At 65.4% G+C, this 20,819-nt stretch carries 20 protein-coding genes; 8 read left to right on the forward strand and 12 right to left on the reverse strand.

All coding sequences use genetic code 11. The features are described from left to right. Positions 1-213: 213 nt before the first annotated feature. Complete coding sequence (gene bglX, locus ACQKQA_RS08890) at positions 214-2,535, forward strand: beta-glucosidase BglX (protein WP_427555657.1); 2,322 nt, start codon at positions 214-216, stop codon at positions 2,533-2,535. Between the two features lie 114 nt (positions 2,536-2,649). Here the strand turns inward: bglX and ACQKQA_RS08895 are convergent, their stop codons facing one another. From ACQKQA_RS08895 to ACQKQA_RS08935, 9 genes are all read right to left on the reverse strand, one after another. Then, positions 2,650-3,807, reverse strand: coding sequence for a phospholipase D-like domain-containing protein (locus tag ACQKQA_RS08895; protein WP_427555660.1), 1,158 nt, complete (start codon positions 3,805-3,807; stop codon positions 2,650-2,652). Position 3,808: 1 nt separating this feature from the next. Beyond that, the gene (locus ACQKQA_RS08900) at positions 3,809-4,399 is read right to left on the reverse strand and encodes a YceI family protein (RefSeq protein ID WP_427555663.1); all 591 of its coding nucleotides are present in this window, start codon (positions 4,397-4,399) and stop codon (positions 3,809-3,811) included. A gap of 280 nt (positions 4,400-4,679) precedes the next feature. Then, entirely contained in the window at positions 4,680-5,450 is a 771-nt protein-coding gene (locus ACQKQA_RS08905; protein ID WP_427555665.1) for an IclR family transcriptional regulator, read from the reverse strand. Between the two features lie 86 nt (positions 5,451-5,536). Continuing rightward, entirely contained in the window at positions 5,537-6,994 is a 1,458-nt protein-coding gene (locus tag ACQKQA_RS08910; RefSeq protein WP_427555668.1) for an amidase, read from the reverse strand. After that, a complete protein-coding gene (locus ACQKQA_RS08915; RefSeq protein ID WP_427555671.1) occupies positions 6,994-8,304 on the reverse strand; it encodes a citrate-proton symporter in 1,311 nt (436 codons plus the stop codon). Before ACQKQA_RS08915 ends, ACQKQA_RS08910 begins: the two co-directional genes overlap by 1 nt. 123 nt (positions 8,305-8,427) lie before the next feature. After that, positions 8,428-9,603, reverse strand: coding sequence for a M20 aminoacylase family protein (locus ACQKQA_RS08920; RefSeq protein ID WP_427555674.1), 1,176 nt, complete (start codon positions 9,601-9,603; stop codon positions 8,428-8,430). 215 nt (positions 9,604-9,818) lie between these two features. Next, entirely contained in the window at positions 9,819-10,148 is a 330-nt protein-coding gene (locus ACQKQA_RS08925; RefSeq protein WP_427555677.1) for an amidase, read from the reverse strand. Continuing rightward, entirely contained in the window at positions 10,145-11,242 is a 1,098-nt protein-coding gene (locus tag ACQKQA_RS08930; RefSeq protein ID WP_427555680.1) for a serine hydrolase domain-containing protein, read from the reverse strand. The genes ACQKQA_RS08925 and ACQKQA_RS08930 overlap by 4 nt, the downstream gene beginning before the upstream one ends. 95 nt (positions 11,243-11,337) lie before the next feature. Next, entirely contained in the window at positions 11,338-12,228 is an 891-nt protein-coding gene (locus ACQKQA_RS08935; protein ID WP_427555682.1) for an acyl-CoA dehydrogenase, read from the reverse strand. 140 nt (positions 12,229-12,368) lie between these two features. Between ACQKQA_RS08935 and olsB the strand changes: the two genes are divergently transcribed. Both olsB and ACQKQA_RS08945 read left to right on the forward strand, forming a co-directional pair. Beyond that, positions 12,369-13,124 (forward strand): L-ornithine N(alpha)-acyltransferase, encoded by a 756-nt coding sequence (gene olsB / locus ACQKQA_RS08940; RefSeq protein ID WP_427555685.1) that lies wholly within the window; start codon positions 12,369-12,371, stop codon positions 13,122-13,124. Further along, a complete protein-coding gene (locus ACQKQA_RS08945) occupies positions 13,124-13,918 on the forward strand; it encodes a lysophospholipid acyltransferase family protein (protein ID WP_427555688.1) in 795 nt (264 codons plus the stop codon). The genes olsB and ACQKQA_RS08945 overlap by 1 nt, the downstream gene beginning before the upstream one ends. 30 nt (positions 13,919-13,948) lie before the next feature. Here ACQKQA_RS08945 and ACQKQA_RS08950 read toward each other — a convergent pair whose 3' ends face one another. Next, positions 13,949-14,530, reverse strand: a complete 582-nt coding sequence (locus ACQKQA_RS08950) for an ACP phosphodiesterase (RefSeq protein WP_427555691.1) — start codon at positions 14,528-14,530, stop codon at positions 13,949-13,951. A 153-nt stretch (positions 14,531-14,683) separates the two neighbouring features. Between ACQKQA_RS08950 and ACQKQA_RS08955 the strand changes: the two genes are divergently transcribed. The 3 genes from ACQKQA_RS08955 to ACQKQA_RS08965 are packed head-to-tail and all read left to right on the forward strand — an operon-like array spanning position 14,684 to position 17,259. Further along, positions 14,684-14,998, forward strand: coding sequence for an ArsR/SmtB family transcription factor (locus ACQKQA_RS08955; RefSeq protein WP_427555694.1), 315 nt, complete (start codon positions 14,684-14,686; stop codon positions 14,996-14,998). 16 nt (positions 14,999-15,014) lie between these two features. Then, entirely contained in the window at positions 15,015-16,181 is a 1,167-nt protein-coding gene (locus ACQKQA_RS08960; RefSeq protein WP_427555697.1) for an MFS transporter, read from the forward strand. A 28-nt stretch (positions 16,182-16,209) separates the two neighbouring features. Further along, positions 16,210-17,259: an alkene reductase gene (locus ACQKQA_RS08965; protein WP_427555701.1), complete on the forward strand. Its 1,050-nt coding sequence runs from the start codon at positions 16,210-16,212 to the stop codon at positions 17,257-17,259. Positions 17,260-17,335: 76 nt separating this feature from the next. Here ACQKQA_RS08965 and ACQKQA_RS08970 read toward each other — a convergent pair whose 3' ends face one another. Then, the gene (locus ACQKQA_RS08970; RefSeq protein WP_427555704.1) at positions 17,336-18,223 is read right to left on the reverse strand and encodes a DMT family transporter; all 888 of its coding nucleotides are present in this window, start codon (positions 18,221-18,223) and stop codon (positions 17,336-17,338) included. 162 nt (positions 18,224-18,385) lie between these two features. Next, on the reverse strand, positions 18,386-19,018 hold the full coding sequence (gene emhR, locus ACQKQA_RS08975) for an efflux system transcriptional repressor EmhR (protein WP_427555706.1): 633 nt from the start codon (positions 19,016-19,018) through the stop codon (positions 18,386-18,388). Between the two features lie 264 nt (positions 19,019-19,282). Here emhR and emhA point away from each other — a divergent pair, with 264 nt between their 5' ends. Together emhA and ACQKQA_RS08985 are read left to right on the forward strand one after the other, a co-directional pair. After that, a complete protein-coding gene (emhA, locus tag ACQKQA_RS08980) occupies positions 19,283-20,440 on the forward strand; it encodes an efflux RND transporter periplasmic adaptor subunit EmhA (protein ID WP_427555709.1) in 1,158 nt (385 codons plus the stop codon). A gap of 3 nt (positions 20,441-20,443) precedes the next feature. After that, the coding region (locus tag ACQKQA_RS08985) for an efflux RND transporter permease subunit (protein WP_427555712.1) at positions 20,444-20,819 on the forward strand (376 nt) is incomplete at its 3' end.

A 20,819-nucleotide genomic window follows, 5' to 3' on the forward strand; every position in this document is an offset into this window, starting at 1 on the left:
GCCACCGGAGCCTGTGCCCCCTGCAAACCGGACGCATCAGGCATAATCTGCCGCGACGACTGGATTGCATCGGGCCAATCGGCTAAAAGATGCCCTGCGCGAAAAAGATTCGGAAGTGTGCTGCATTTATCCGGACAACAATAGCCGCCCCCCATTTTCGGCTGCTCGACGCGTGGTTATCGCGTCTGTTTTAGGCCCTAGAGAACAATATTCATGAAGAAGCTGTGTTTGCTGGGCCTGCTGGTCAGCCTGGCCAGTCACCCTGCCCTGGCCGCTACCGCGCCAGAATCCTCCCAGGAAAAACCCTTTTCGCCGGCGGTCCTGCAGAACAAGGACGCCTTCATCGACAACCTGCTCAAGCAGATGACCCTCGATGAAAAGATCGGCCAGTTGCGCCTGATCAGCATCGGTCCGGAAATGCCCCGCGAGATGATCCGCAAGGAAATCGCCGCTGGGCGCATCGGCGGCACCTTCAACTCCATCACCCGTCCGGAAAACCGGCCGATGCAGGACGCGGCCATGCGCAGCCGGCTGAAGATCCCGATGTTCTTCGCCTATGACGTGATCCACGGCCACCGCACCATCTTCCCGATCCCCCTGGCCCTGGCCTCGAGCTGGGACATGGACGCCATCGGCCGCTCCGGGCGCATCGCCGCCCAGGAAGCCAGCGCCGACAGCCTGGACATCACCTTCGCGCCGATGGTCGACATCTCCCGCGACCCCCGCTGGGGCCGCACTTCCGAAGGCTTCGGCGAAGACACCTACCTGGTCTCGCGCATCGCCAAGGTGATGGTCAAGGCCTACCAGGGCGACAGCCCGCAGCACGCCGACAGCATCATGGCCAGCGTCAAGCACTTCGCCCTGTACGGCGCGGTGGAAGGCGGCCGGGACTACAACGTCGTCGACATGAGCCCGGTGAAGATGTACCAGGACTACCTGCCGCCCTACCGCGCCGCGATCGACGCCGGTGCCGGCGGGGTGATGGTGGCGCTGAACTCGATCAACGGCGTGCCGGCCACCTCCAACACCTGGCTGATGAACGACCTGCTACGCAAGGAGTGGGGCTTCAAGGGCCTGGCGGTGAGCGACCACGGCGCCATCGTCGAGCTGATGCGCCACGGCGTGGCCAAGGACGGTCGCGAAGCGGCCAAGCTGGCGATCAAGGCCGGCATCGACATGAGCATGAACGACTCGCTGTACGCCAAGGAGCTGCCGGGGCTGATCAAGTCCGGCGACGTCAGCCAGCGCGACCTGGACAACGCCGTGCGCGAAGTGCTGGCCGCCAAGTACGACATGGGCCTGTTCGCCGACCCGTACCTGCGCATCGGCAAGGCCGAGCAGGACCCGGCCGACACCAACGCCGAAAGCCGCCTGCACCGCGACGAAGCCCGCGATGTGGCGCGCCGCAGCCAAGTGCTGCTGAAGAACGCCAACGACACCCTGCCGCTGAAAAAGGCCGGCAAGATCGCCCTGGTCGGCCCGCTGGCCAAGGCACCGATCGACATGATGGGCAGCTGGGCCGCCGCCGGCGTGCCGGCGCAGTCGGTCACCCTGTACGACGGCATGAGCCGCGCCCTGGGCGACCAGGCGCAACTGATCTACGCCCGTGGCTCGAACATCACCGCCGACCAGAAGGTGGTCGACTACCTGAACTTCCTCAACTTCGATGCCCCGGAAGTGGTGGACGACCCACGTCCGGCGCAGCAGATGATCGACGAAGCGGTGAAGGCCGCGCAGCAGGCTGACGTGGTAGTGGCTGCGGTGGGCGAATCCCGGGGCATGTCCCACGAATCCTCCAGCCGCACCGACCTGCACATCCCGGCCAGCCAGCGCGAGCTGATCAAGGCCCTCAAGGCCACCGGCAAGCCGCTGGTGCTGGTGCTGATGAACGGCCGGCCGCTGTCGCTGCTCGAAGAGAACGAACAGGCCGACGCGATCCTGGAAACCTGGTTCAGCGGCACCGAAGGCGGCAACGCCATCGCCGATGTGCTGTTCGGCGACTACAACCCGTCGGGCAAGTTGCCGATCACCTTCCCGCGTTCGGTGGGGCAGATCCCGACCTACTACAACCACCTGACCATCGGCCGGCCGTTCACCCCGGGCAAGCCGGGCAACTACACCTCGCAGTATTTCGACGACACCACCGGCCCCCTGTTTCCGTTCGGTTATGGCCTGAGCTACACCACGTTCAGTCTGTCGGACATGGCCCTGTCGTCGACCACGCTGAACAAGACCGGCAAGCTCGACGCCAGCGTCACCGTGAAAAACACCGGCAAGCGCGACGGCGAAACCGTAGTGCAGCTGTACATCCAGGACGTCGCCGGCTCCATGATCCGCCCGATCAAGGAACTCAAGGACTTCCAGAAAGTGCAGCTCAAGGCTGGCGAACAGAAGGTGATCCGTTTCAGCATCAGCGAAGACGACTTGAAGTTCTACAACGCCCAGCTCAAGTACGCCGCGGAACCGGGCGAGTTCAAGGTCGAGATCGGCCTGGATTCCCGGGACGTCAAGCAACAGAGCTTCGAACTGCTGTAACCCTCCCCCGCAACCTCGCTCCCGCATTTGTGCAGGAGCGAGGCTTGCCCGCAATAGCGATCCGCCTGACACACCCCGTCGCCTGCATCGCCAGCAAGCTTGGCTCCTACAGGCTCAGTCGCGGCTGTTCAGCAGGTTCACCACCACCCGGTCCACCCAGCCCCAGACCCGCTGCTTGATCCGCCGCCACAACGGGCGGTTCTTCCAGGCTTCGAGGCTGACTTCCTGGCTCTGGTCGAAGTCGGTGAGAAAGCTCGCGACCACCGCATCGGTCAGCGACGCGTCGAGGGCCTCGAGGTTGGCTTCGAGGTTGAAGCGCAGGTTCCAGTGGTCGAAGTTGCACGAGCCGATGCTCACCCAATCGTCGATCAACACCATCTTCAGGTGCAGGAAGCGTGGCTGGTATTCGAAGATCTTCACCCCGGCCCGCAGCAGGCGCGGGTAATAACGATGCCCGGCATAACGCACCGACGGGTGATCGGTACGCGGCCCAGTCAGCAGCAGCCGCACGTCCACCCCGCGCCCAGCCGCGCGGCGCAGGGAGCGCCGGACCTTCCAGGTCGGCAGGAAATACGGGGTCGCCAGCCAGATCCGCCGTTGCCCGCTGTTCAGCGCGCGCACCAGCGATTGCAGGATGTCGCGGTGTTGCCGGGCGTCGGCATAGGCCACCCGGCCCAGCCCCGGGCCCTGGGCCGGTACCCGCGGCAGACGTGGCAGGCCGAAGTGCGAGGCCGGCTTCCAGGCGGTGCGACGACGGTTGGCGATCCACTGCCGGTCGAACAGCAGCTGCCAGTCGAGCACCAGCGGGCCGCTGATTTCCACCATGACTTCATGCCAGTCGCAGCTGTCCTGCAACGGGTTCCAGAACTCATCGGTGACCCCGGTGCCGCCGACCACCGCCAGTTCCTGGTCCACCAGCAGCAACTTGCGGTGATCGCGGTACAGATTGCGCACCCCACGGCGCCAGCTCAGGCGATTGTAGAAACGCAGCTCGACCCCGGCGCCCATCAGGCGCTGGCGCAGGCCCAAGGTGAACGCCAGGCTGCCGTAGTCATCGAACAGGCAACGTACCCGCACCCCACGCTCGGCGGCCTGGACCAGCGCCTGGACCATGGCCTCGGCACAGGCGCCCGCCTCCACCAGGTACAGCTCCAGCTCCACCTGCTCCCGGGCACGGGCAATCGCCACCAGCATCCGCGGGAAAAAACTCGGGCCGTCGACCAGCAACTCGAAGCGATTGCCTTCACGCCAGGGAAAGACCGCGCCCGCCATCTCAGCGCGCCGTGAAGATCAGCACCGCACCCACCGGCACCGACAGGCTGATCGCCGACAGACCGGCGGCCTGGCGCAGGCTTTCCAGCCCCGGCAGCAGGTCGAAATCGGCGGCATTGAGCACCAGCGGCTCCAGGGTCACCACCTGGAAACGCCGGTCGTCCAGGCGCGTGGCCAGGAGTTCGGCGGCGTATTCGTGCTGCTTGCCGTGCAGCGTAACGTTGACCGGCAGGCGCAGTTCGATCTGGGCGCCGGGCGCCAGGTCCTTGATCGGTTGCAGATCGATCTGCGCATCGATCACGGCGTCCGGGTGCTGGGCGATCTCGAACAGTTCCTTGCGCATGCGCTCATCGCGCAGCGGGATCCCGCTGTTGATCGAGTCCAGCTCGACTTCCAGCCGTGCCATGCCCTTGGCATCGACCTTGCCGTGCAGGACCAGGAAACGCTGGACCTCGGCGACATTGGCGTTTTTGCTGGTGACGAAAGACAGGCGCGAGGACTCGTTGTCCAGGTACCAGTTGGCCTGGGCTGGCAAGGTCGCGCCGGCCAGCAGCAAAGCGGCCAGGGCTTTGGGAAAAGACAGGTTGAACATTGAAGACTCATGGGGTCGAGAAATCTGAGCCGAACCTTAACCGGCCCGCGGGCGCTTGCAAACAGCGAGCGGGCCTGAACGGCGAATTCTGAGAGTGCGCAAAGCCGCAAAAGATCCCCGGCGCTCCTATAGCCGTTCGAGGTGGGCGACACTCCGACGCAGTCCTCGCAGGGTCTACGTACCGGGTACCTGAAAAATACCGCATCGCCTGGCTTGCGGCCGCTGCGCGCCCGGGCGCAGCCTCGCTGTCGCTCGACAGCGGCTACAGGGCGGCTACAGCTCAAGCCAGGCTGCGCTCGACCTCATGCACGGTGGCCTCGAGGCTGGCCAGGTGCAGGCTCAGGATCCGCTCCACCGGCGCCTGGTCCATCGGCCAGTGCAGGGCCATGCTGCCCACCAGCCGGCCCTGGTCCCGCAGCGGCAAGGCCACGGCGCGGATCAGGAACGGCAGGCGGACCGGGTACTCCCAGTACCCCTCGGTGCGCTGGCCGAAGCCCTGATGCTGGGACTGTTCGCAGGCGCGGTACTGCTCCTCCTGGGGGATCTGCTCGCGGACGGCCAGGCGGTGGACCTGCTCGTGATCCAGCTCGGCCAGGCAGGCCTTGCCCATCGCCGAATGGAACAGGCTCGAATAGTGGCCGACGATCTGGCAGTTGTGCGGATAACGCTTGCGCAATACCGCCGGGATCGAGCTTTCCATGACCTCCAGGCGCTCGCCGTCGAAACACGACAGGTCGACCACCAGCCCGGTGCGCTCGCTCAACGCCTGCAACCAGGGGGCGGCACGCTCCACCAGTTGCCGCTTGAAGCGTTGCTGCTGGTCGCCGAACAGCCGCCTGGCGCACAGGCGGTAGCGTCGGTCGCTGAGGCCACGATAGATCCAGCCCTGCTCCTGCAACGTCAGGAGCATGCGCGAGACCGTGGCCTTGGGCAGCGCCGTCAGGTAGTGCAGTTCTTCCAGGCCCAGGGCCTGGTGCTGGCCCAGCAGTTCGACGATCGCCAACGCCCGCTCGACCGAACGCACACTGCCGGTTTCTACCTTGCTGGCCATGGGCCGACCTCCCTGATAAGCGGATGGATGAGCGTTTCCCGCAGCAAGATGCGGGCCTGCCAAACCCGCGCCACTCAGGCCGATGATTACAGCGGATGACTGGGCGGCCGGCGCCTGACCCACTGCGTCAGCTGTTCGTGGGCATGGCCCAGTTGCAACACCGCCCGGTCGGCCTGGGCCGGGCCGATGATCTGCATGCCCATGGGCAACCCCGCCGGATTGAAGCCGACCGGCACGCTCAGGCTCGGCAGGCCCGCCAGGGTCGGGCCGATCACCACCTCCATCCAGCGATGGTAGGTGTCCATCTCCCGCCCGCCGACCACCCGCGGCCAGGGCGTCCTTGCATCGAAAGGGAACACCTGGGCGCTGGGCAGCAGCAGGAAATCGTAACGCTCGAATAGCCGCTCCAGGGCCCGGTACCAGTCGCTGCGCACCTGCGAGGCGCGGTAGATATCCGCCGCGCTCAAGCGCAACCCGCCATCGACCTCCCACTGCGCCTCGGGCTTGAGCAAGCGCAGCTGTCGCGGGTCGGCGTACAGCGGCCCCAGGCTGCCCTGCACCAGCCAATGCCGGTGCGCCAGCCAACACTGCCAGAGCGCCGCCATGGAAAACTCCGGCTGGCAGGCTTCGACCTCGCAGCCCAATTGGCGGAAATCCTCCAGCGCCCCTTCACACAGCGCCAGCACGCCATCGTCCATGGCCAGATAGCCGTCGTAATCCCCCAGCCAGCCCAGGCGAGCACCGCGAAAGTCCCGCTCCAGAGGCTCATTGAAGATCGCCGGATCCTCCTTCGACGACAAGGGCACCCGCGGGTCGTACCCGGCCTGGGTCGCCAGCAGCCGGGCGACGTCGACCACGCTGCGACCCATCGGGCCTTCAGTGGCCAATTGCTGGACGAACAGCTCCGGGGCCGGGCCATGGGGCACCCGGCCCTGGGACGGGCGCAGGCCAAAGACGTTGTTGAAAGCGGCCGGATTGCGCAGCGAACCCATCATGTCGCTGCCATCGGCCACCGGTAGCATGCGCATCGCCAGGGCCACCGCCGCCCCGCCGCTGCTGCCGCCGGCATTCAGTGTCGGGTCATAGGCATTGCCGGTGGTGCCGAACACGTTGTTGTAGGTCTGCGAACCCAGGCCGAACTCCGGCACGTTGCTCTTGCCGACGATAAGCGCCCCACTGGCCCGGACCCGCGCCACGCTGATGGCATCGTGGACCGGTACCTGCTCGGCGAACAGCGGTGAGCCCAAAGTCGTGCGCAATCCGGCGGTGGCCGCCAGATCCTTGATCGCCTGGGGCATGCCGTGCATCCAGCCCATGGATTGGCCGCGGCTCAACTGGCGGTCGCGCTCGTCGGCCTCGGTCAGCAGCACCGAGCGTTCGCGCAGGGACACCAGGGCATTGACCCGCGGGTTGCAGCCCTCGATCCGGTCCAGGTAGGCCGCCATCACCTCGCGGCAGGAAAACTCCCGGGCATGGATCGCCCGGGACAGTTCGATGGCCCCCAGGGCCACGATGGGGTCGATATTCCGTTCTGCGCTATCCATCAAGGCTTCACCCCTAAATTCAGTGTGTCCGGTTTCGGCGCTTTGGGTGCCTCATGCAGGCAATAGGTGCCCAATAGCGTCAACAGACAAGCAAAGAGCACATAGAAAGCCGGCGCCACCGGGGTGCCCAGCACCTTGCTGAGCCAGGTCACGATCAGCGGCGCGAAGCCGCCGAACACCATGACCGCCACGTTATAGGCCACCGACACCCCGGTGGAGCGCACCTGCACCGGGAACTGCTCGGCCAGTGCCGTCGGCGCCGGGCCGAAAAAACCGCCGATGACGCTGCACAGCAGCACCTGCATCAGCAGCAGACGTTCGATCGAGGGCGCCGCGGCCACCCAGACGTACAGCGGATACACCATGACGAAAAACGCCAGGGTGAAGGCCAGCAGCACCGGACGCCGACCCAGTCGGTCCGACAAGGCACCGGACAACGGAATCACCAGGGTCATCAGCGCCACCGCGAACATCTGCACCAGCAGCACCTGGTCCAGCGGCAACCCCAGGTTCTTGTGGGCGAAGGTCGGCATGTTCACCAGCACCACGTAGAACGACACCGTCGCCCCACAGGCCAGGCCCATGGACACCAGGATGCTGCGCCGGTGCTCACGGATCACCTGCAGCAGGCCCGGGCCATTGCCGCGCACCTGCCGGCGGGCCTCGACGAAGGCTTCCGGCTCTTCCATGTACTTGCGGATCCACAGCCCCACCGGGCCGATCAGCAAACCGAGCACGAACGGCAGGCGCCAGCCCCACAGGTCAAGGGTTTGCGGCGCGAACAGGTGGGTGACCAACGCCACCATCGCCGCCCCGGAGAACACCGCCAGGCATTGCCCGACCAATTGCCAGGAGCCATACAGGCCCTTGCGATGGGCCGGCGCGCTTTCCACCAGGAAAGCCGTGGCGCTGGCGTATTCACCGCCGGTGGCGAAGCCCTGGAGCATGCGCGCCACCACGATCAGCAGCGGCGCGCCCATGCCGATGGCCGCGTAGTTGGGGGCGAAGGCGATCAGGGCGATGGACACCGTCATCAGGCGGATGATCAGTTGCATGGCAGCCTTGCGGCCCTTGCGATCCGAATAGATGCCCAGCAGGACGCCGCCCACCGGACGCATGAAGAAGCCTACGCCGAAGGTGGCCAGGGCCATCAGCAGCGAGGCGTAGTCGTCGTCGGAAGGGAAAAACTGCCGGGCGATGATGCTGGCCAGGAAGCCGTAGACGATGAAGTCGTACCACTCCAGGGCATTGCCGATCACGGCGGCGACCACTTGCCGGGTACGCGAAACACTGGATCTCGGGGTGTGCATGGGCGCTGTCCTTCTATTCTTGTCGGGCTTCTCGGTACAGCCTCTCTGGCTGAGAGCCGAGCCTTATGGGAAGTGCCGGGCGCCCTGGGCGCCCGATTCAGCGGCAGAAGAAAGGGGGCAAACTCAGGCCGGCTCGAGCCAGCTCTCGGCCAGCGCTGCCCAATAGGCCGCGCCGGTCAGCAGGATGTCGTCGTTGAAGTCGTAACCGGGGTTGTGAACCATCGGCCGGGACAGGCCGTTGCCGATGAACAGGTAGCTGCCGGGGCAGCGCTGCAGCATCCAGGCGAAGTCTTCGCTGCCCATCAGCTTGCGCGTGTTGCCGTCGACCGCCTGCTCGCCCAGCAGTGCCACCCCGACCTGGCGGGCGAACTCGGTTTCCGCCGGGCTGTTGACCAGCACCGGGTAGGCCGGACGGTGCTCGATGCTGGCAACGCAGCCGAAGCTCTGGGCCTGGGTGTGGATGATGGCCTTGACCCGGTCGAGCATCTGTTGGCGCACCGGTGCGTTCAGTGCCCGCAGGCTCAGGCGCAGCAGCGCCTGCTGCGGGATGACGTTGGCAGCCTCGCCGGCCTGCAAGGCCCCGACCGTCACCACCGCCGCCTCCTGGGCGTCGATATTGCGCGCCACCACGGTTTGCAGGGCCATCACCACACTGGCTGCGGCCACCAGCGGATCGACCGTCAGGTGCGGCATCGAACCGTGTCCGCCGACGCCTTCGAGGGTCACGGTGAGCAGATCCTGGGACGCCATCATCGGCCCTTCGCGAAAACCCAGGTGCCCGGCCGGCAGCCCCGGCATGTTGTGCATGCCGAACAGCGCATCGCAGGGAAAACGTTCCAGCAGGCCGTCGGCGAGCATCGCCTCGGCGCCGCCCTGGCCTTCTTCGGCTGGCTGGAAGATCAGGGTCAGGGTGCCATCGAAGCGGCGGGTGGCCGCCAGGTAGCGCGCCGCGCCGAGGAGCATGGCGGTGTGGCCGTCATGCCCGCAGGCATGCATGCAGCCGCGGTGGCGGCTGCTGTAGGCCACGCCGCTGTCCTCGACGATCGGCAAGGCGTCCATGTCGGCGCGCAGGCCGAGCCGGCGCGGGCTGCTGCCGTTGCGCAGCACACCGACCACGCCAGTCTGGCCGACGCCGGTATGCACTTCGTAGCCCCAGTCCTCCAGGGCGCGGGCGACCAGCGCCGCGGTGCGGTTCTCCTCGAAGCCGAGTTCGGGGTGGGCGTGGATGTCCTGGCGAACGGCGCGCAGATCGCTGGCGACGTCGTCGAGCCAGGCAAGGATATGCGGAAAGCGGGTCATGACGGATCTCCTCGGGCCGGGTGCAATCCCGTGCTTTTTTTCGGAGCGTCTCACGGTGCAGCAAGGCGTGATCGCGGCGTGCCCTCAGATAACCGCGAGCCGTCGCCTGCGACAATCGAATGTGGTTCCGCAGGGTGGAACCTGCTGGCGTGACCCCGCAGGCACGGGGGCTGGCCGTTCCCGGGAAAGCTTTACCGGTCGTTGCGCGGGGCCGTTCAGGGCTCCAGTCGGCAACCCTGGCGCTCGCCCAGCCAGGCCGCACTGTGGCTGCGGCCCAGGCCGCTGGCGCTGACCCGCTTGCGCTCGGCCTCGTCCCGCAGCTCGCTCAGCGGCAGGAATTGCCGCACATAACCCCGGCAGTATTCGGCGTCGTTGTGCATCACATAGCGGCAGGAACAGTACTCCTTGGCGCTGTAGGCACTGAGGATATCCGGGAAGGCCCCCAGGGCGACCCGCTCCTGCCAGCCCCAGCCGAGCAGGCCCAGCAGCGCCAACAACAGCAGGCTGGCGCAGGGATGGCGCACCACCCACGGACGCCGGCTCATGGCTGCACCTGCCGGGGGAACGCCGTGAGGGCGAGCTTGAGCAGTTGGTTATGGCCATAGCTGCCGTCGCGGTCGTCGGCATAACGCACGATCACCAGCCCGGCGCTGGGGATGACGTACAACGCTTGCCCCCAATGACCCAACGCCGCAAAGGTGTCGGCCGGCGCGTCCGGCCAGGGCAAGGGGCTACCGGCCACGGCGCGGTTGAGCCACCAATGCCCGCCGGGCACCGCGTCGTCCTGGTTCGCCTGATAACCGGCGAACGGCGTGCGATTGAACTCGACCCAGTCCCTGGGCAGCAGTTGGCGCTCGCCCCAGCGTCCGTCGCGCAACATCAGCAAGCCGACCCGCGCCAGGTCCCGGGCGGTGAGGTAGGCATAGGAGGAACCGACGAAGGTGCCGCTGGCGTCGCTTTCCCACACGGCCTGGCGGATGCCCAGCGGCTCGAACAGCGCCTGCCATGGATAGTCGGCGTAACGCTGGGGCCCCAGCATGCCTTTGAGGGCCGCCGACAGCAGGTTGCTGTCGCCGCTGGAATAGCGGAACGCCTGCCCCGGCGCGCTGAAGGCCGGGTGCTCGGCGGTAAAGCTCGCCATGTCGCCATGGCCGCGGGTGTAAAGCATGGCCACCACCGAGGACTTCAGGGGCGCGTACTCGTAGTCCTCCTGCCAGTCCAGGCCGGAAGCCCAGTGCAGCAGGTCGGCCAGGCGGATGTCCGGGTGCTGGCGCAAGGCGGGAAGAAAGTTCGCGGCCTTGTCCTGCAATTGAAAGCGCCCTTCGCCATAGGCCACCCCCAGCAGCGTGGCCAGCAGGCTCTTGCTAATGGACCAGGTCAGGTGCGGGGTGTCGGCCTGGGTCGGCCCGGCGTAACGCTCGTAGATCAGTTGGCCGTCGCGGATCACCAGCAAGGCGTCGGTGCGGATGCCCTGGCGGGTCGCGTCGTTGCGGGGTGCGAAGGCGTAGTTTTCCAGCGCTTCGAGGGCCGGGCCGCTGGCTGCGGGGCCTTTGCTCCATTGCTCGCCGGGCCAGTTCTCGGCCCAGGCCGGGGGGAGCATGAACAGCAGCGCGAGCAGCAGGGTCAAGCCTTTGGGCATGGCGGGAACTCGGGTGGAAGAACCCGCTGAGGGTAGACCAGGCAGATGACAGTTTTGCGCCGGGCAGCGGCTCTTCCTCTATAGGATCAGCGTCTTTATAGGGCCAGTGCCTTGGCCAGACGCTTGCTCCGCGCCCCCGCCGCCAGGTCCAGCACCGCCCGATCGCGTTTCCACAACTCGGCCCAGGGCGCCGGACCATCGGCAAAGGCCTGCTCGATCGCCGGCTTGAGCCCGTCGAACTGGGCGAACAACCCGCCCAGCAACACATGCCCGCTGGCCAGGGACGGGTTCTGCCGGCTGACTTCCGCACAACCGGCGAGCAAGGCCAGCAATTGCAGGAGCAGGGCCTGGGGCCAGTCGTGGTCCTGGCCGACGCCATACAGCCAGGCCGTCATGGCGCTGAGCACATAAATGTCTTCCAGGGTGCGGAAGGGTTTGACGTAGGCATCCCAGCCGTCGCCCGCCAGCCGTTCGCACAGGGCGTTGTCGAGGTGCAGGCGGCCGTGGCTGATGTCCGGCATCAGCGGGATCGCCGGCAATTTCTCCACCTTGACCCCGGGCTCGCCGGCATAGACCACCGCCAGGCTCAGGCGCGGCGACTCGCCGGCCGCCTCGCAGCGGGCGGCGATCAGCAGCCAGTCGGCGGCGTCGCCGGCGGTGACGAAGTCCTTGCGCCCGCTCAGGTGCAGGTCCTGCAGGCGGGTCTGCATGTCGGCCGGGCGCAGGCTGCGCTGTTCGGTAGCGCACAGCGCGCCCAGGCTCAGCGGCGCGCTGGGCCAGAGCATGCGCAGGGCCGCCTGGTACCCCACCAGGAACGCCAGCCCCGGGGTGGCCATCAGGCGCCCGCCGCGCACCGCCAGTTCGAAGGGCGTCACCGGTCCCGGCTCCTGTAACAACAGTTCCTGTAACAACGCCGCATAACCTTCGGCCAGGTCCGGGTGGGCGGGCAGTCGGCGACGGCTGTGCAGCAGGGCTTGCCAGGGCATAAGCGGGTCCTCAGGGGCTGTCATACAAGCATCACCAAAGCTTCATGGCGATGACACCGGGGCTACATAGCCTGACTTTGCACAACAAAGTCGACCGGCTGCAACCCAAGGCGGGTCAGTGGCCCGCACGGAGATTCACAATGACTCAGATCGCCCGCATCAGCGACACCGGCAATGAACGCCGCCTGCAAGCCGAGCGCCTGACTGGCGCCGCGGCCCTGCAAGAAGCCCAGGCCCTGCGCTTCAACGTTTTCAGCGGCGAGTTCAACGCCAAACTGAAAGGCGCCGAGCTGGGTCTGGACATGGATGACTATGATGTTCACTGCAGCCACATCGGTGTACGTGACTTGAGTACCGGGCGCCTGGTCGCCACCACCCGCCTGCTCGACCACCAGGCTGCCAGTAGCCTGGGGCGTTTCTACAGCGAAGAAGAATTCAGCCTGCACGGCCTGGTCCAGCTCAAGGGCCCGATCCTGGAAATCGGTCGCACCTGCGTCGACCCGGCCTACCGCAACGGCGGCACCATCGCCGTGCTCTGGGGCGAATTGGCCGAAGTGCTTAACCAGGGCGGCTACAGCTACCTGATGGGATGCGCCAGCATCCCGATGCAGGACGGCGGCGTGCAGGCCCACGCGATCATGCAGCGTCTGCGCGAACGTTACCTGTGCACCGAACACCTGCGCGCCGAACCGAAGAACCCGCTGCCGAACCTCGATATCCCGTCCAACGTCATCGCCGAAATGCCGCCGCTGCTCAAGGCCTACATGCGCCTGGGCGCGAAGATCTGCGGCGAGCCCTGCTGGGACCAAGACTTCCAGGTGGCCGACGTGTTCATCCTGCTCAAGCGCGACGAGCTGTGCCCGCGCTACGCCCGCCACTTCAAGGCGGCCGTGTGATGCGCCGGCTACGGGTCTACGGGCGGATCGCCCGGGTACTGCTGGTGGTGGCGCTGGGCCTGAGCATGGCCAGTATCTTTGGCGTGTTCGAGCGCCTGGGCATCGCCCATTCCATGGTCCGGCGCCAGCGCTGGTCGCGGTTTTTCATGGCGCGCCTGAGCAATGCCCTGCCCTTCGCCGTGACCGTGCATGGCCAACTGCCGAAGCAGCCGATGCTGTGGGTCAGCAACCATGTGTCCTGGACCGACATCCCGCTGCTCGGCGCGCTGACGCCGCTGTCGTTCCTGTCCAAGGCCGAAGTACGCACCTGGCCGGTGGCCGGCTGGCTGGCCGCCAAGGCCGGTAGCCTGTTTATCCGTCGCGGTTCGGGCGACAGCCAGTTGATCCGCAAGCAGATGACTCGCCATCTGCAGCAGACTCACCCGCTGCTGATGTTCCCCGAAGGCACCACCACCGACGGTCGCAGCCTGCGCACCTTCCACGGTCGCCTGCTGGCCAGCGCCATCGAGGCCGAGGTGGCGTTGCAGCCGGTGGCGATTCGTTACCTGCGCGACGGGGCTATCGATCCGCTGGCGCCCTTCGTTGGCGACGACGACCTGCTGTCGCACCTGATGCGCCTGTTCGCCAACGACCAGGGCCGGGTGGAGATCCATCTGCTCAAGCCCATCGCCTGCCAGGGCCAGGAACGCGCCGCGCTGGCGTTCCAGGCGCAACAGGCAGTGCAGAAGGTGTTGTTCGGCGATATCGCCCAGCCCGCCGAACCGGCTCATACCGGCGATCTGATTGCCGCCTGAGTGCTGCAGTGGGAGCCCGCTCGCGGGCTCCTACTCCGGGCGGATGTGCTGCGCGGCAAATACCTGCAACTGCGGGTAGAACGCCCGGAAGTCCTCGCTCAACGGCTGATACAGCCGCTCCAGCTCGCCCATCGCCGCCGCCAGCTCCTCCGGGCGTGACAGGCGCCGGGCGATCCCCCGCAACACCTGCTCCAGCACCTCGAACTCACGGTAGGACCCCAGCCAGTCATGGGCGGCCATATGCGGCGCGATCTGCGCCAGGCGCCCGGGCAATTGCGGTTCGGCCGCCAGCACCCGGTACACGTCCGAGGTGAACAGCGCCAGCGGCCGGTCGGCATACAGCGCCCAGTCCCGGGCCAGGCAATGGTCGAAAAACACGTCCAGCACGATGCCGGCATAACGCCGGCGAGTCAGGGAAAAACGCGACAGCGACGCGCCTACCAGCGGATGGCTGTCCGTAAACAGATCGATGCTGCGATGCAGCTGGATGGCCGCCTCGATCTCGGGGTCGAACTGGCCCTGCAGGCGCCCTTTGACGAAGTCGCCGTACAGACTGCCGAGCAATTGACCGGGGCGCTGGCCGCCAAGGTGCAGATGTGCGAGATAATTCATCCGCGCAGCTTAGCACTGCCACTCACATATCGTTATAACCCGATATACCGATTCATGCTGATCTCAGATCAAAATCATATTGGTATATCGCGAAATGACGATTTAAAGTTCGCCTCATCGCGATATAACGTTTTACGGAATACGAGCACCGCCATGTCCATCGACCTCGACGAAATAATAAAAGCTCTGGCGCACCCAGTACGACGAGACATCCTTATCTGGCTCAAGGACCCCAAGGTCCAGTTCCCCGAACAGACCCACAACCACGAATACGGCATCTGCGCCGGCCAGATCGACCAACGCTGCGGCCTGTCGCAGTCGACCGTGTCGGCGCACCTGGCGACCCTGCAACGGGCCGGCCTGATCAGCAGCCAGAAAGCCGGCCAGTGGCACTTTTTCAAACGCAACGAAGACGTGATCCAAGCCGTCCTCGAAGCCCTCGCCAAAGAACTGGGCAACACGCCCTGACAAGGACCCGACACCCATGCCCCTCTCGCTTCTCATCCTGGCCTTGAGCGCCTTCGCCATCGGCACCACCGAGTTCGTCATCATGGGCCTGCTGCCCGATGTGGCGAACGACCTAGGTGTGTCGATCCCCGGCGCCGGCTGGCTGGTGACCGGCTACGCACTGGGCGTGGCCATCGGCGCGCCGTTCATGGCCCTGGCCACCGCCAGGCTGCCGCGCAAGGCCGCCCTGGTGGCGTTGATGGGGATTTTCATCGTCGGCAACCTGCTGTGCGCGCTGGCCAGTGACTACGACGTGCTGATGTTCGCCCGTGTGGTCACCGCCCTGTGCCACGGCGCCTTCTTTGGTATCGGTTCGGTGGTCGCGGCAGGCCTGGTGCCCGCCAACAAGCGTGCCTCGGCCGTGGCCCTGATGTTCACCGGCCTGACCCTGGCCAATGTCCTCGGCGTACCGCTGGGCACCGCGCTGGGTCAGGAAGCCGGCTGGCGTTCGACCTTCTGGGCCGTGACCCTGATCGGCGTGATTGCCCTGATCGGCCTGATCCGCTTCCTGCCGGCCAAGCGCGATGAAGAGAAACTCGACATGCGCTCGGAACTGATCGCCCTCAAGGGCGCCGGGATCTGGCTGTCGCTGAGCATGACCGCGCTGTTCGCCGCCTCGGTGTTCACCCTGTTCACCTATGTCGCCCCGCTGCTGGGCGAGGTGACCGGCGTTTCGCCCCACGGCGTGACCTGGACCCTGGTGCTGATCGGCCTGGGCCTGACCCTGGGCAATATCATCGGCGGCAAACTGGCGGACAAGCGCCTGGGCGCCACGCTGATCGGCGTGTTCATCGCCATGGCCGTGGTCTCGACCGTGCTGAGCTGGACCAGCGTCGCACTGATCCCCACCGAGATCACCCTGTTCCTCTGGGCCACCGCCTGCTTCGCCGCGGTGCCGGCCCTGCAAGTGAACGTGGTGACCTTCGGCCAGGCCGCGCCCAGCCTGGTGTCCACGCTGAACATCGGCGCCTTCAACATCGGCAACGCCCTGGGGGCCTGGGTCGGCGGCAGCGTCATTGCTCACGGCTACGGCCTGACCAGCGTGCCGCTGGCGGCCGCCGCGCTGGCGATCCTGGCCCTGCTGGTGACGCTGATTACCTTTCGCCAGGGCGGCCAAGCCGAACTGGCTCCTGCAACCAACTGATACGTTCATCTAGAGAAGGGTGTATTGCATGACGACTATTTTCGATCCGATCAAACTGGGCGACCTCGAGCTGTCCAACCGCATCATCATGGCGCCGCTGACCCGCTGCCGTGCCGATGAGGGCCGCGTGCCGAACGCGCTGATGGCCGAGTACTACGTACAGCGCGCCTCCGCCGGCCTGATCCTCAGCGAGGCCACCTCGGTGACCCCGATGGGCGTGGGCTACCCGGACACCCCGGGCATCTGGTCCAACGACCAGGTGCGTGGCTGGGCCAACGTGACCAAGGCCATCCACGGCGCAGGCGGCAAGATCTTCCTGCAACTGTGGCACGTCGGGCGGATTTCCCACCCGAGCTACCTGAACGGCGAAGCCCCGGTCGCGCCAAGCGCCATCCAGCCCAAGGGCCACGTCAGCCTGGTACGCCCGCTGGTCGACTTCCCGACCCCGCGCGCCCTGGAAACCGCTGAAATCGCCGAGGTGGTCGACGCCTTCCGCGTCGGTGCCGAAAACGCCAAGGCCGCCGGCTTCGACGGTGTGGAAATCCACGCGGCCAACGGTTACCTGCTGGATCAGTTCCTGCAAAGCAGCACCAACCAGCGCACCGACCAATACGGCGGTTCCCTGGAAAACCGTGCCCGCCTGCTGCTGGAAGTGACCGATGCCGCCATCGAAATCTGGGGCGCCGGCCGCGTAGGCGTGCACCTGTCCCCCCGCGCCGACCTGCATGACATGGGCGATGAAAGCCTCGCGCAAACCTTCACCTACGTCGCTCGCGAGCTGGGCAAGCGCGGTATCGCCTTTATCTGCTCCCGGGAGCAAGAAGGCGCCGACAGCCTCGGCCCGCAATTGAAAGAAGCCTTCGGCGGCCCCTACATCGCCAACGAAAGCTTCACCAAGGACAGCGCCAACGCCTGGCTGGCCAGCGGCAAGGCCGATGCCGTGGCCTTCGGCGTGCCCTTCATCGCCAACCCGGACCTGCCGGCCCGCCTGCAGGTCGACGCGCCGCTGAACGAAGCGCGCCCCGAACTGTTCTACACCCAGGGCCCGGTCGGCTACATCGACTACCCAGCGCTGTAAGACGCCGCGACAAAAAAAGCCCCGGACTCGCAAGAACCGGGGCTTTTTCATGCGCCTCCTACAGGTCGCCGGGGGCTCAGCCGCGTTTGCGCTGGCCCCAGGCCACGGCCAGGCCGCTGAGGCAGATCACCGCGATGCCGACGATGCCGAAGCGGTCCGGGGTGTGGTCGAAGATCAGGTAACCGTACATCCCGGCGAATAGGATCTGCCCGTAACTGAAGGGCGCCAGCATCGCCGGCGCGGCATGGCGGAACGCCTGGGTCAGCAACAGGTGGCCGAGCATGCCGCAGGTGCCGAGGCCGATCATGAACAGGCCATGCCACAGGCTCGGCGTGCTCCAGAAGAACGGCAGCGCCGCGCTCATGATCAGGCTGTTGAGAATCCCGGTGAGGAAGTTGCTGGTGGTCGGGCTGTCGACCCCGCTGAGCTTGCGGGTGAGCAATTGATAGAAGCCGAAACACAGGGCCGAGCATAACGGCAGCAGGATCGCCGGGGTGAACAGCGCGCCGCCCGGACGAATCACGATCAACACGCCCATGAACCCGGCCAGCACCGCCAGCCACTGGCTGCGGGTCACCCGCTCGCCCAGCAGCGGCACGGACAAGGCAGTGACCAGCAAAGGCGCGAGGAAGTTGACCGCCGTGGCCTCGGCCAGGGGGATGTAACGCAGGCCGGTGGTGAAGAACAGGCTGGTGCCGATCAGGCACAGGGCACGCAACAACTGCAGGCCCGGGCGCTTGGTGCGCACCACCGCGGAAAAACCGCTGCGGGGCACGAAGACCACCAGCATCAGCAACGTGTGCACCACATACCGGGCCCAGACCACCATGACGATGGGATAGAACCCGGACAGGTATTTGGACAAGGTGTCGTGGCTGGCGAACAGCAGAACCGCCAGGCAAATCAACGCGATACCTTTTACAGGTTGCTCGGCGCCCTTGTAAGCCGCAGTCCCCACACTCATTCACACACCCGCAACAATTTCCCTACAAAATACGTAGCTCGCTATCTATCAAGATAGCGCCGCCCCCTATATAAAGGCATCCCGGCGAATCGTCATGCATGAAACCTTGCGCTTTATAACGCGCAAACGTTGACATCCGCCAAAGTAATTCCGCATTTTGTCTCAATTACACAGGCTGGGACTCAGGCGCAGCATGTCCAATCCAGTATCGATCCAGCGCTCCGCTTCCTTATGGAGTTCGAAACTGTCCGGCGCCAACAGCCACTGGTAGAGAATGCCGTCAATATAGGCGCGGATGCTGATGGCCGCGCGGGCAGTATCGAGTTTCTCGGGTAACTGCCCCCGATTCACGGCATTGCGCAATGCCTGCTCGATACGCAGGTTGCAATCCAGGCTGGCCGCGCGACGCTGGCGCCGCAAGTCGCACATTTCATCGGTGAATTCGCACTTGTGAAACAGAATCTCATTAATGCGTCGGGTTTTCGGGTCCAGGGCAATTTGATGAAACAAATGAATCAGCAGTTTGCGCATGCAGCCCAGCGGGTCGACTTCCTCTTCGCTCTCACTCGCCTTGGCCAACTCATCCAGCGGCTCGCGCATGCTGTCGAGCATGGCCTGCACCAGCTCCGCCTTGTTGCTGAAATGCCAGTAGATAGCCCCACGCGTGACCCCGGCCAGGGTTGCGATATCCGCCAGGGTGGTACGCGCCACACCGCGCTCGTAGAAGGCCTTTTCGGCCGCCTCGAGTATCTGCCTGCGGGTTTCTTGAGCTTCTTCTTTGGTACGACGGACCATGGCAGTAAACCTCGATCAGGATGCTTCAGCGATGCTTGAAGCTCATCTGAATAAATATGGAACGGCATCTCGGGTGCCGTTTAGCCAACCTACAATTCACCCCTTGCAACGGTTTTTGTAACCGAATGGGTACGCCGCCAAGGTATTTACAAACAACCATGAACGTAAGTATATTCCTTAGCAAGCTACTTATCCACTCAGCACCCGTTTTTTACCCTTCCACTTTTCGAGTGCGCATTTTGCGTGCCTGACCCGAGGATCTTCATGCAACTCAAGCCAGCTGTTACCGCTCTGGTCACTGCCGTCGCCCTGGCATCGCTGCTCAGCGGATGTAAAAAGGAAGAGGCGGCCCCCGCTCCGCCAGCCCCTCAGGTCGGCGTAGTCACCCTGCAACCTCAAGCCTTTACCCTGACGTCCGAGCTTCCAGGGCGCACCACCGCGTTCCGGATCGCCGAAGTGCGTCCTCAGGTCAACGGCATCATTCTCAAGCGCCTGTTCAAGGAAGGCGGCGACGTCAAGGAAGGCCAGCAGCTCTATCAGATCGATCCGTCGGTCTATGAGTCGACCCTCAAGAGCGCCCAGGCCAACCTGCAATCGACCAAGTCGATCTCCGATCGCTACAAGCAACTGGTCGACGAACAAGCCGTGAGCCGCCAGGAATACGACACCGCCGTCGCCAACCGCCTGCAATCGGAAGCCTCGCTGCAGAGCGCCCAGATCGACCTGCGCTACACCAAGGTGCTGGCGCCGATCTCCGGGCGCATCGGCCGTTCCTCGGTCACCGAGGGCGCGCTGGTCAGCAACGGCCAGGCCGCCGCCATGGCGACCATCCAGCAACTCGACCCGATCTACGTCGACGTCACCCAGTCGTCGGTGGAACTGCTGGAACTGCGCCGCGAGCTGGAAAGCGGCCGCCTGCAGAAAGCCGGCGACAACGCCGCCAAGGTCAAGCTGACCCTGGAAGACGGCAGCCAGTACAAGCTCGACGGCAAGCTGGAATTCTCCGAAGTGTCGGTCGACGAAACCACCGGTTCCGTGACCCTGCGCGCCGTGTTCCCGAACCCGGAACACACTCTGCTGCCAGGCATGTTCGTACATGCGCAACTGCAGGCCGGCGTGAATGCCGCGGCGATCCTCGCCCCGCAACAAGGTGTGACCCGCGACCTCAAAGGCTCACCGACCGCGCTGGTGGTTGGCCCGGACAACAAGGTCGAACTGCGCCAGCTCAAGGCCAGCCGCACCGTCGGCAGCCAATGGCTGGTCGAGGACGGCCTGAAGGCCGGCGATCGCGTGATTACCGAAGGGCTGCAATTCGTCCGTCCTGGCGTTGAAGTCAAGGCCAGCGAGGCGACCAACGTTCAAGCGAAAAACCCGGCCCCTGCCCAGGCGACTGACAAAGCCGCAGGCGGCAAAGGGGAGTAAACCATGTCGAAATTCTTTATCGACCGTCCGATCTTCGCCTGGGTAATCGCCCTGGTGATCATGCTGGTCGGGGCTCTATCGATCCTCAAATTGCCGATCAACCAATACCCGAGCATCGCCCCTCCGGCGATCGCCATCTCCGTGACTTACCCAGGCGCCTCCGCACAAACCGTGCAAGACACCGTGGTCCAGGTCATCGAGCAGCAGCTCAACGGTATCGACAACCTGCGTTATGTGTCCTCGGAAAGTAACTCCGACGGCAGCATGACCATCACCGCGACCTTCGAGCAGGGCACCAACTCGGACATTACCCGCGAACGCCTCGGAAAACCGCTGCACAGCCCTGAAGAACTGGGCCGCAGCCCCTTCCACAAAGACC

Source organism: Pseudomonas sp. NPDC089530, assembly GCF_050280705.1.
Classification (GTDB): Bacteria; Pseudomonadota; Gammaproteobacteria; order Pseudomonadales; family Pseudomonadaceae; genus Aquipseudomonas.

What these genes read in the sequence shown, in the direction of transcription:
- ACQKQA_RS08910 (WP_427555668.1), bottom strand. Translation starts at nt 6,994, where the DNA reads ATGGATAGCGCAGAACGGAATATCGACCCCATCGTGGCCCTGGGGGCC.
- ACQKQA_RS08965 (WP_427555701.1), top strand. Translation starts at nt 16,210, where the DNA reads ATGACGACTATTTTCGATCCGATCAAACTGGGCGACCTCGAGCTGTCC.
- ACQKQA_RS08955 (WP_427555694.1), top strand. Translation starts at nt 14,684, where the DNA reads ATGTCCATCGACCTCGACGAAATAATAAAAGCTCTGGCGCACCCAGTA.
- ACQKQA_RS08960 (WP_427555697.1), top strand. Translation starts at nt 15,015, where the DNA reads ATGCCCCTCTCGCTTCTCATCCTGGCCTTGAGCGCCTTCGCCATCGGC.
- ACQKQA_RS08930 (WP_427555680.1), bottom strand. Translation starts at nt 11,242, where the DNA reads ATGCCCAAAGGCTTGACCCTGCTGCTCGCGCTGCTGTTCATGCTCCCC.
- ACQKQA_RS08895 (WP_427555660.1), bottom strand. Translation starts at nt 3,807, where the DNA reads ATGGCGGGCGCGGTCTTTCCCTGGCGTGAAGGCAATCGCTTCGAGTTG.
- ACQKQA_RS08905 (WP_427555665.1), bottom strand. Translation starts at nt 5,450, where the DNA reads ATGGCCAGCAAGGTAGAAACCGGCAGTGTGCGTTCGGTCGAGCGGGCG.
- emhA (WP_427555709.1), top strand. Translation starts at nt 19,283, where the DNA reads ATGCAACTCAAGCCAGCTGTTACCGCTCTGGTCACTGCCGTCGCCCTG.
- emhR (WP_427555706.1), bottom strand. Translation starts at nt 19,018, where the DNA reads ATGGTCCGTCGTACCAAAGAAGAAGCTCAAGAAACCCGCAGGCAGATA.
- ACQKQA_RS08925 (WP_427555677.1), bottom strand. Translation starts at nt 10,148, where the DNA reads ATGAGCCGGCGTCCGTGGGTGGTGCGCCATCCCTGCGCCAGCCTGCTG.
- ACQKQA_RS08970 (WP_427555704.1), bottom strand. Translation starts at nt 18,223, where the DNA reads ATGAGTGTGGGGACTGCGGCTTACAAGGGCGCCGAGCAACCTGTAAAA.
- ACQKQA_RS08945 (WP_427555688.1), top strand. Translation starts at nt 13,124, where the DNA reads ATGCGCCGGCTACGGGTCTACGGGCGGATCGCCCGGGTACTGCTGGTG.
- ACQKQA_RS08935 (WP_427555682.1), bottom strand. Translation starts at nt 12,228, where the DNA reads ATGCCCTGGCAAGCCCTGCTGCACAGCCGTCGCCGACTGCCCGCCCAC.
- olsB (WP_427555685.1), top strand. Translation starts at nt 12,369, where the DNA reads ATGACTCAGATCGCCCGCATCAGCGACACCGGCAATGAACGCCGCCTG.
- ACQKQA_RS08900 (WP_427555663.1), bottom strand. Translation starts at nt 4,399, where the DNA reads ATGTTCAACCTGTCTTTTCCCAAAGCCCTGGCCGCTTTGCTGCTGGCC.
- ACQKQA_RS08950 (WP_427555691.1), bottom strand. Translation starts at nt 14,530, where the DNA reads ATGAATTATCTCGCACATCTGCACCTTGGCGGCCAGCGCCCCGGTCAA.
- bglX (WP_427555657.1), top strand. Translation starts at nt 214, where the DNA reads ATGAAGAAGCTGTGTTTGCTGGGCCTGCTGGTCAGCCTGGCCAGTCAC.
- ACQKQA_RS08915 (WP_427555671.1), bottom strand. Translation starts at nt 8,304, where the DNA reads ATGCACACCCCGAGATCCAGTGTTTCGCGTACCCGGCAAGTGGTCGCC.
- ACQKQA_RS08920 (WP_427555674.1), bottom strand. Translation starts at nt 9,603, where the DNA reads ATGACCCGCTTTCCGCATATCCTTGCCTGGCTCGACGACGTCGCCAGC.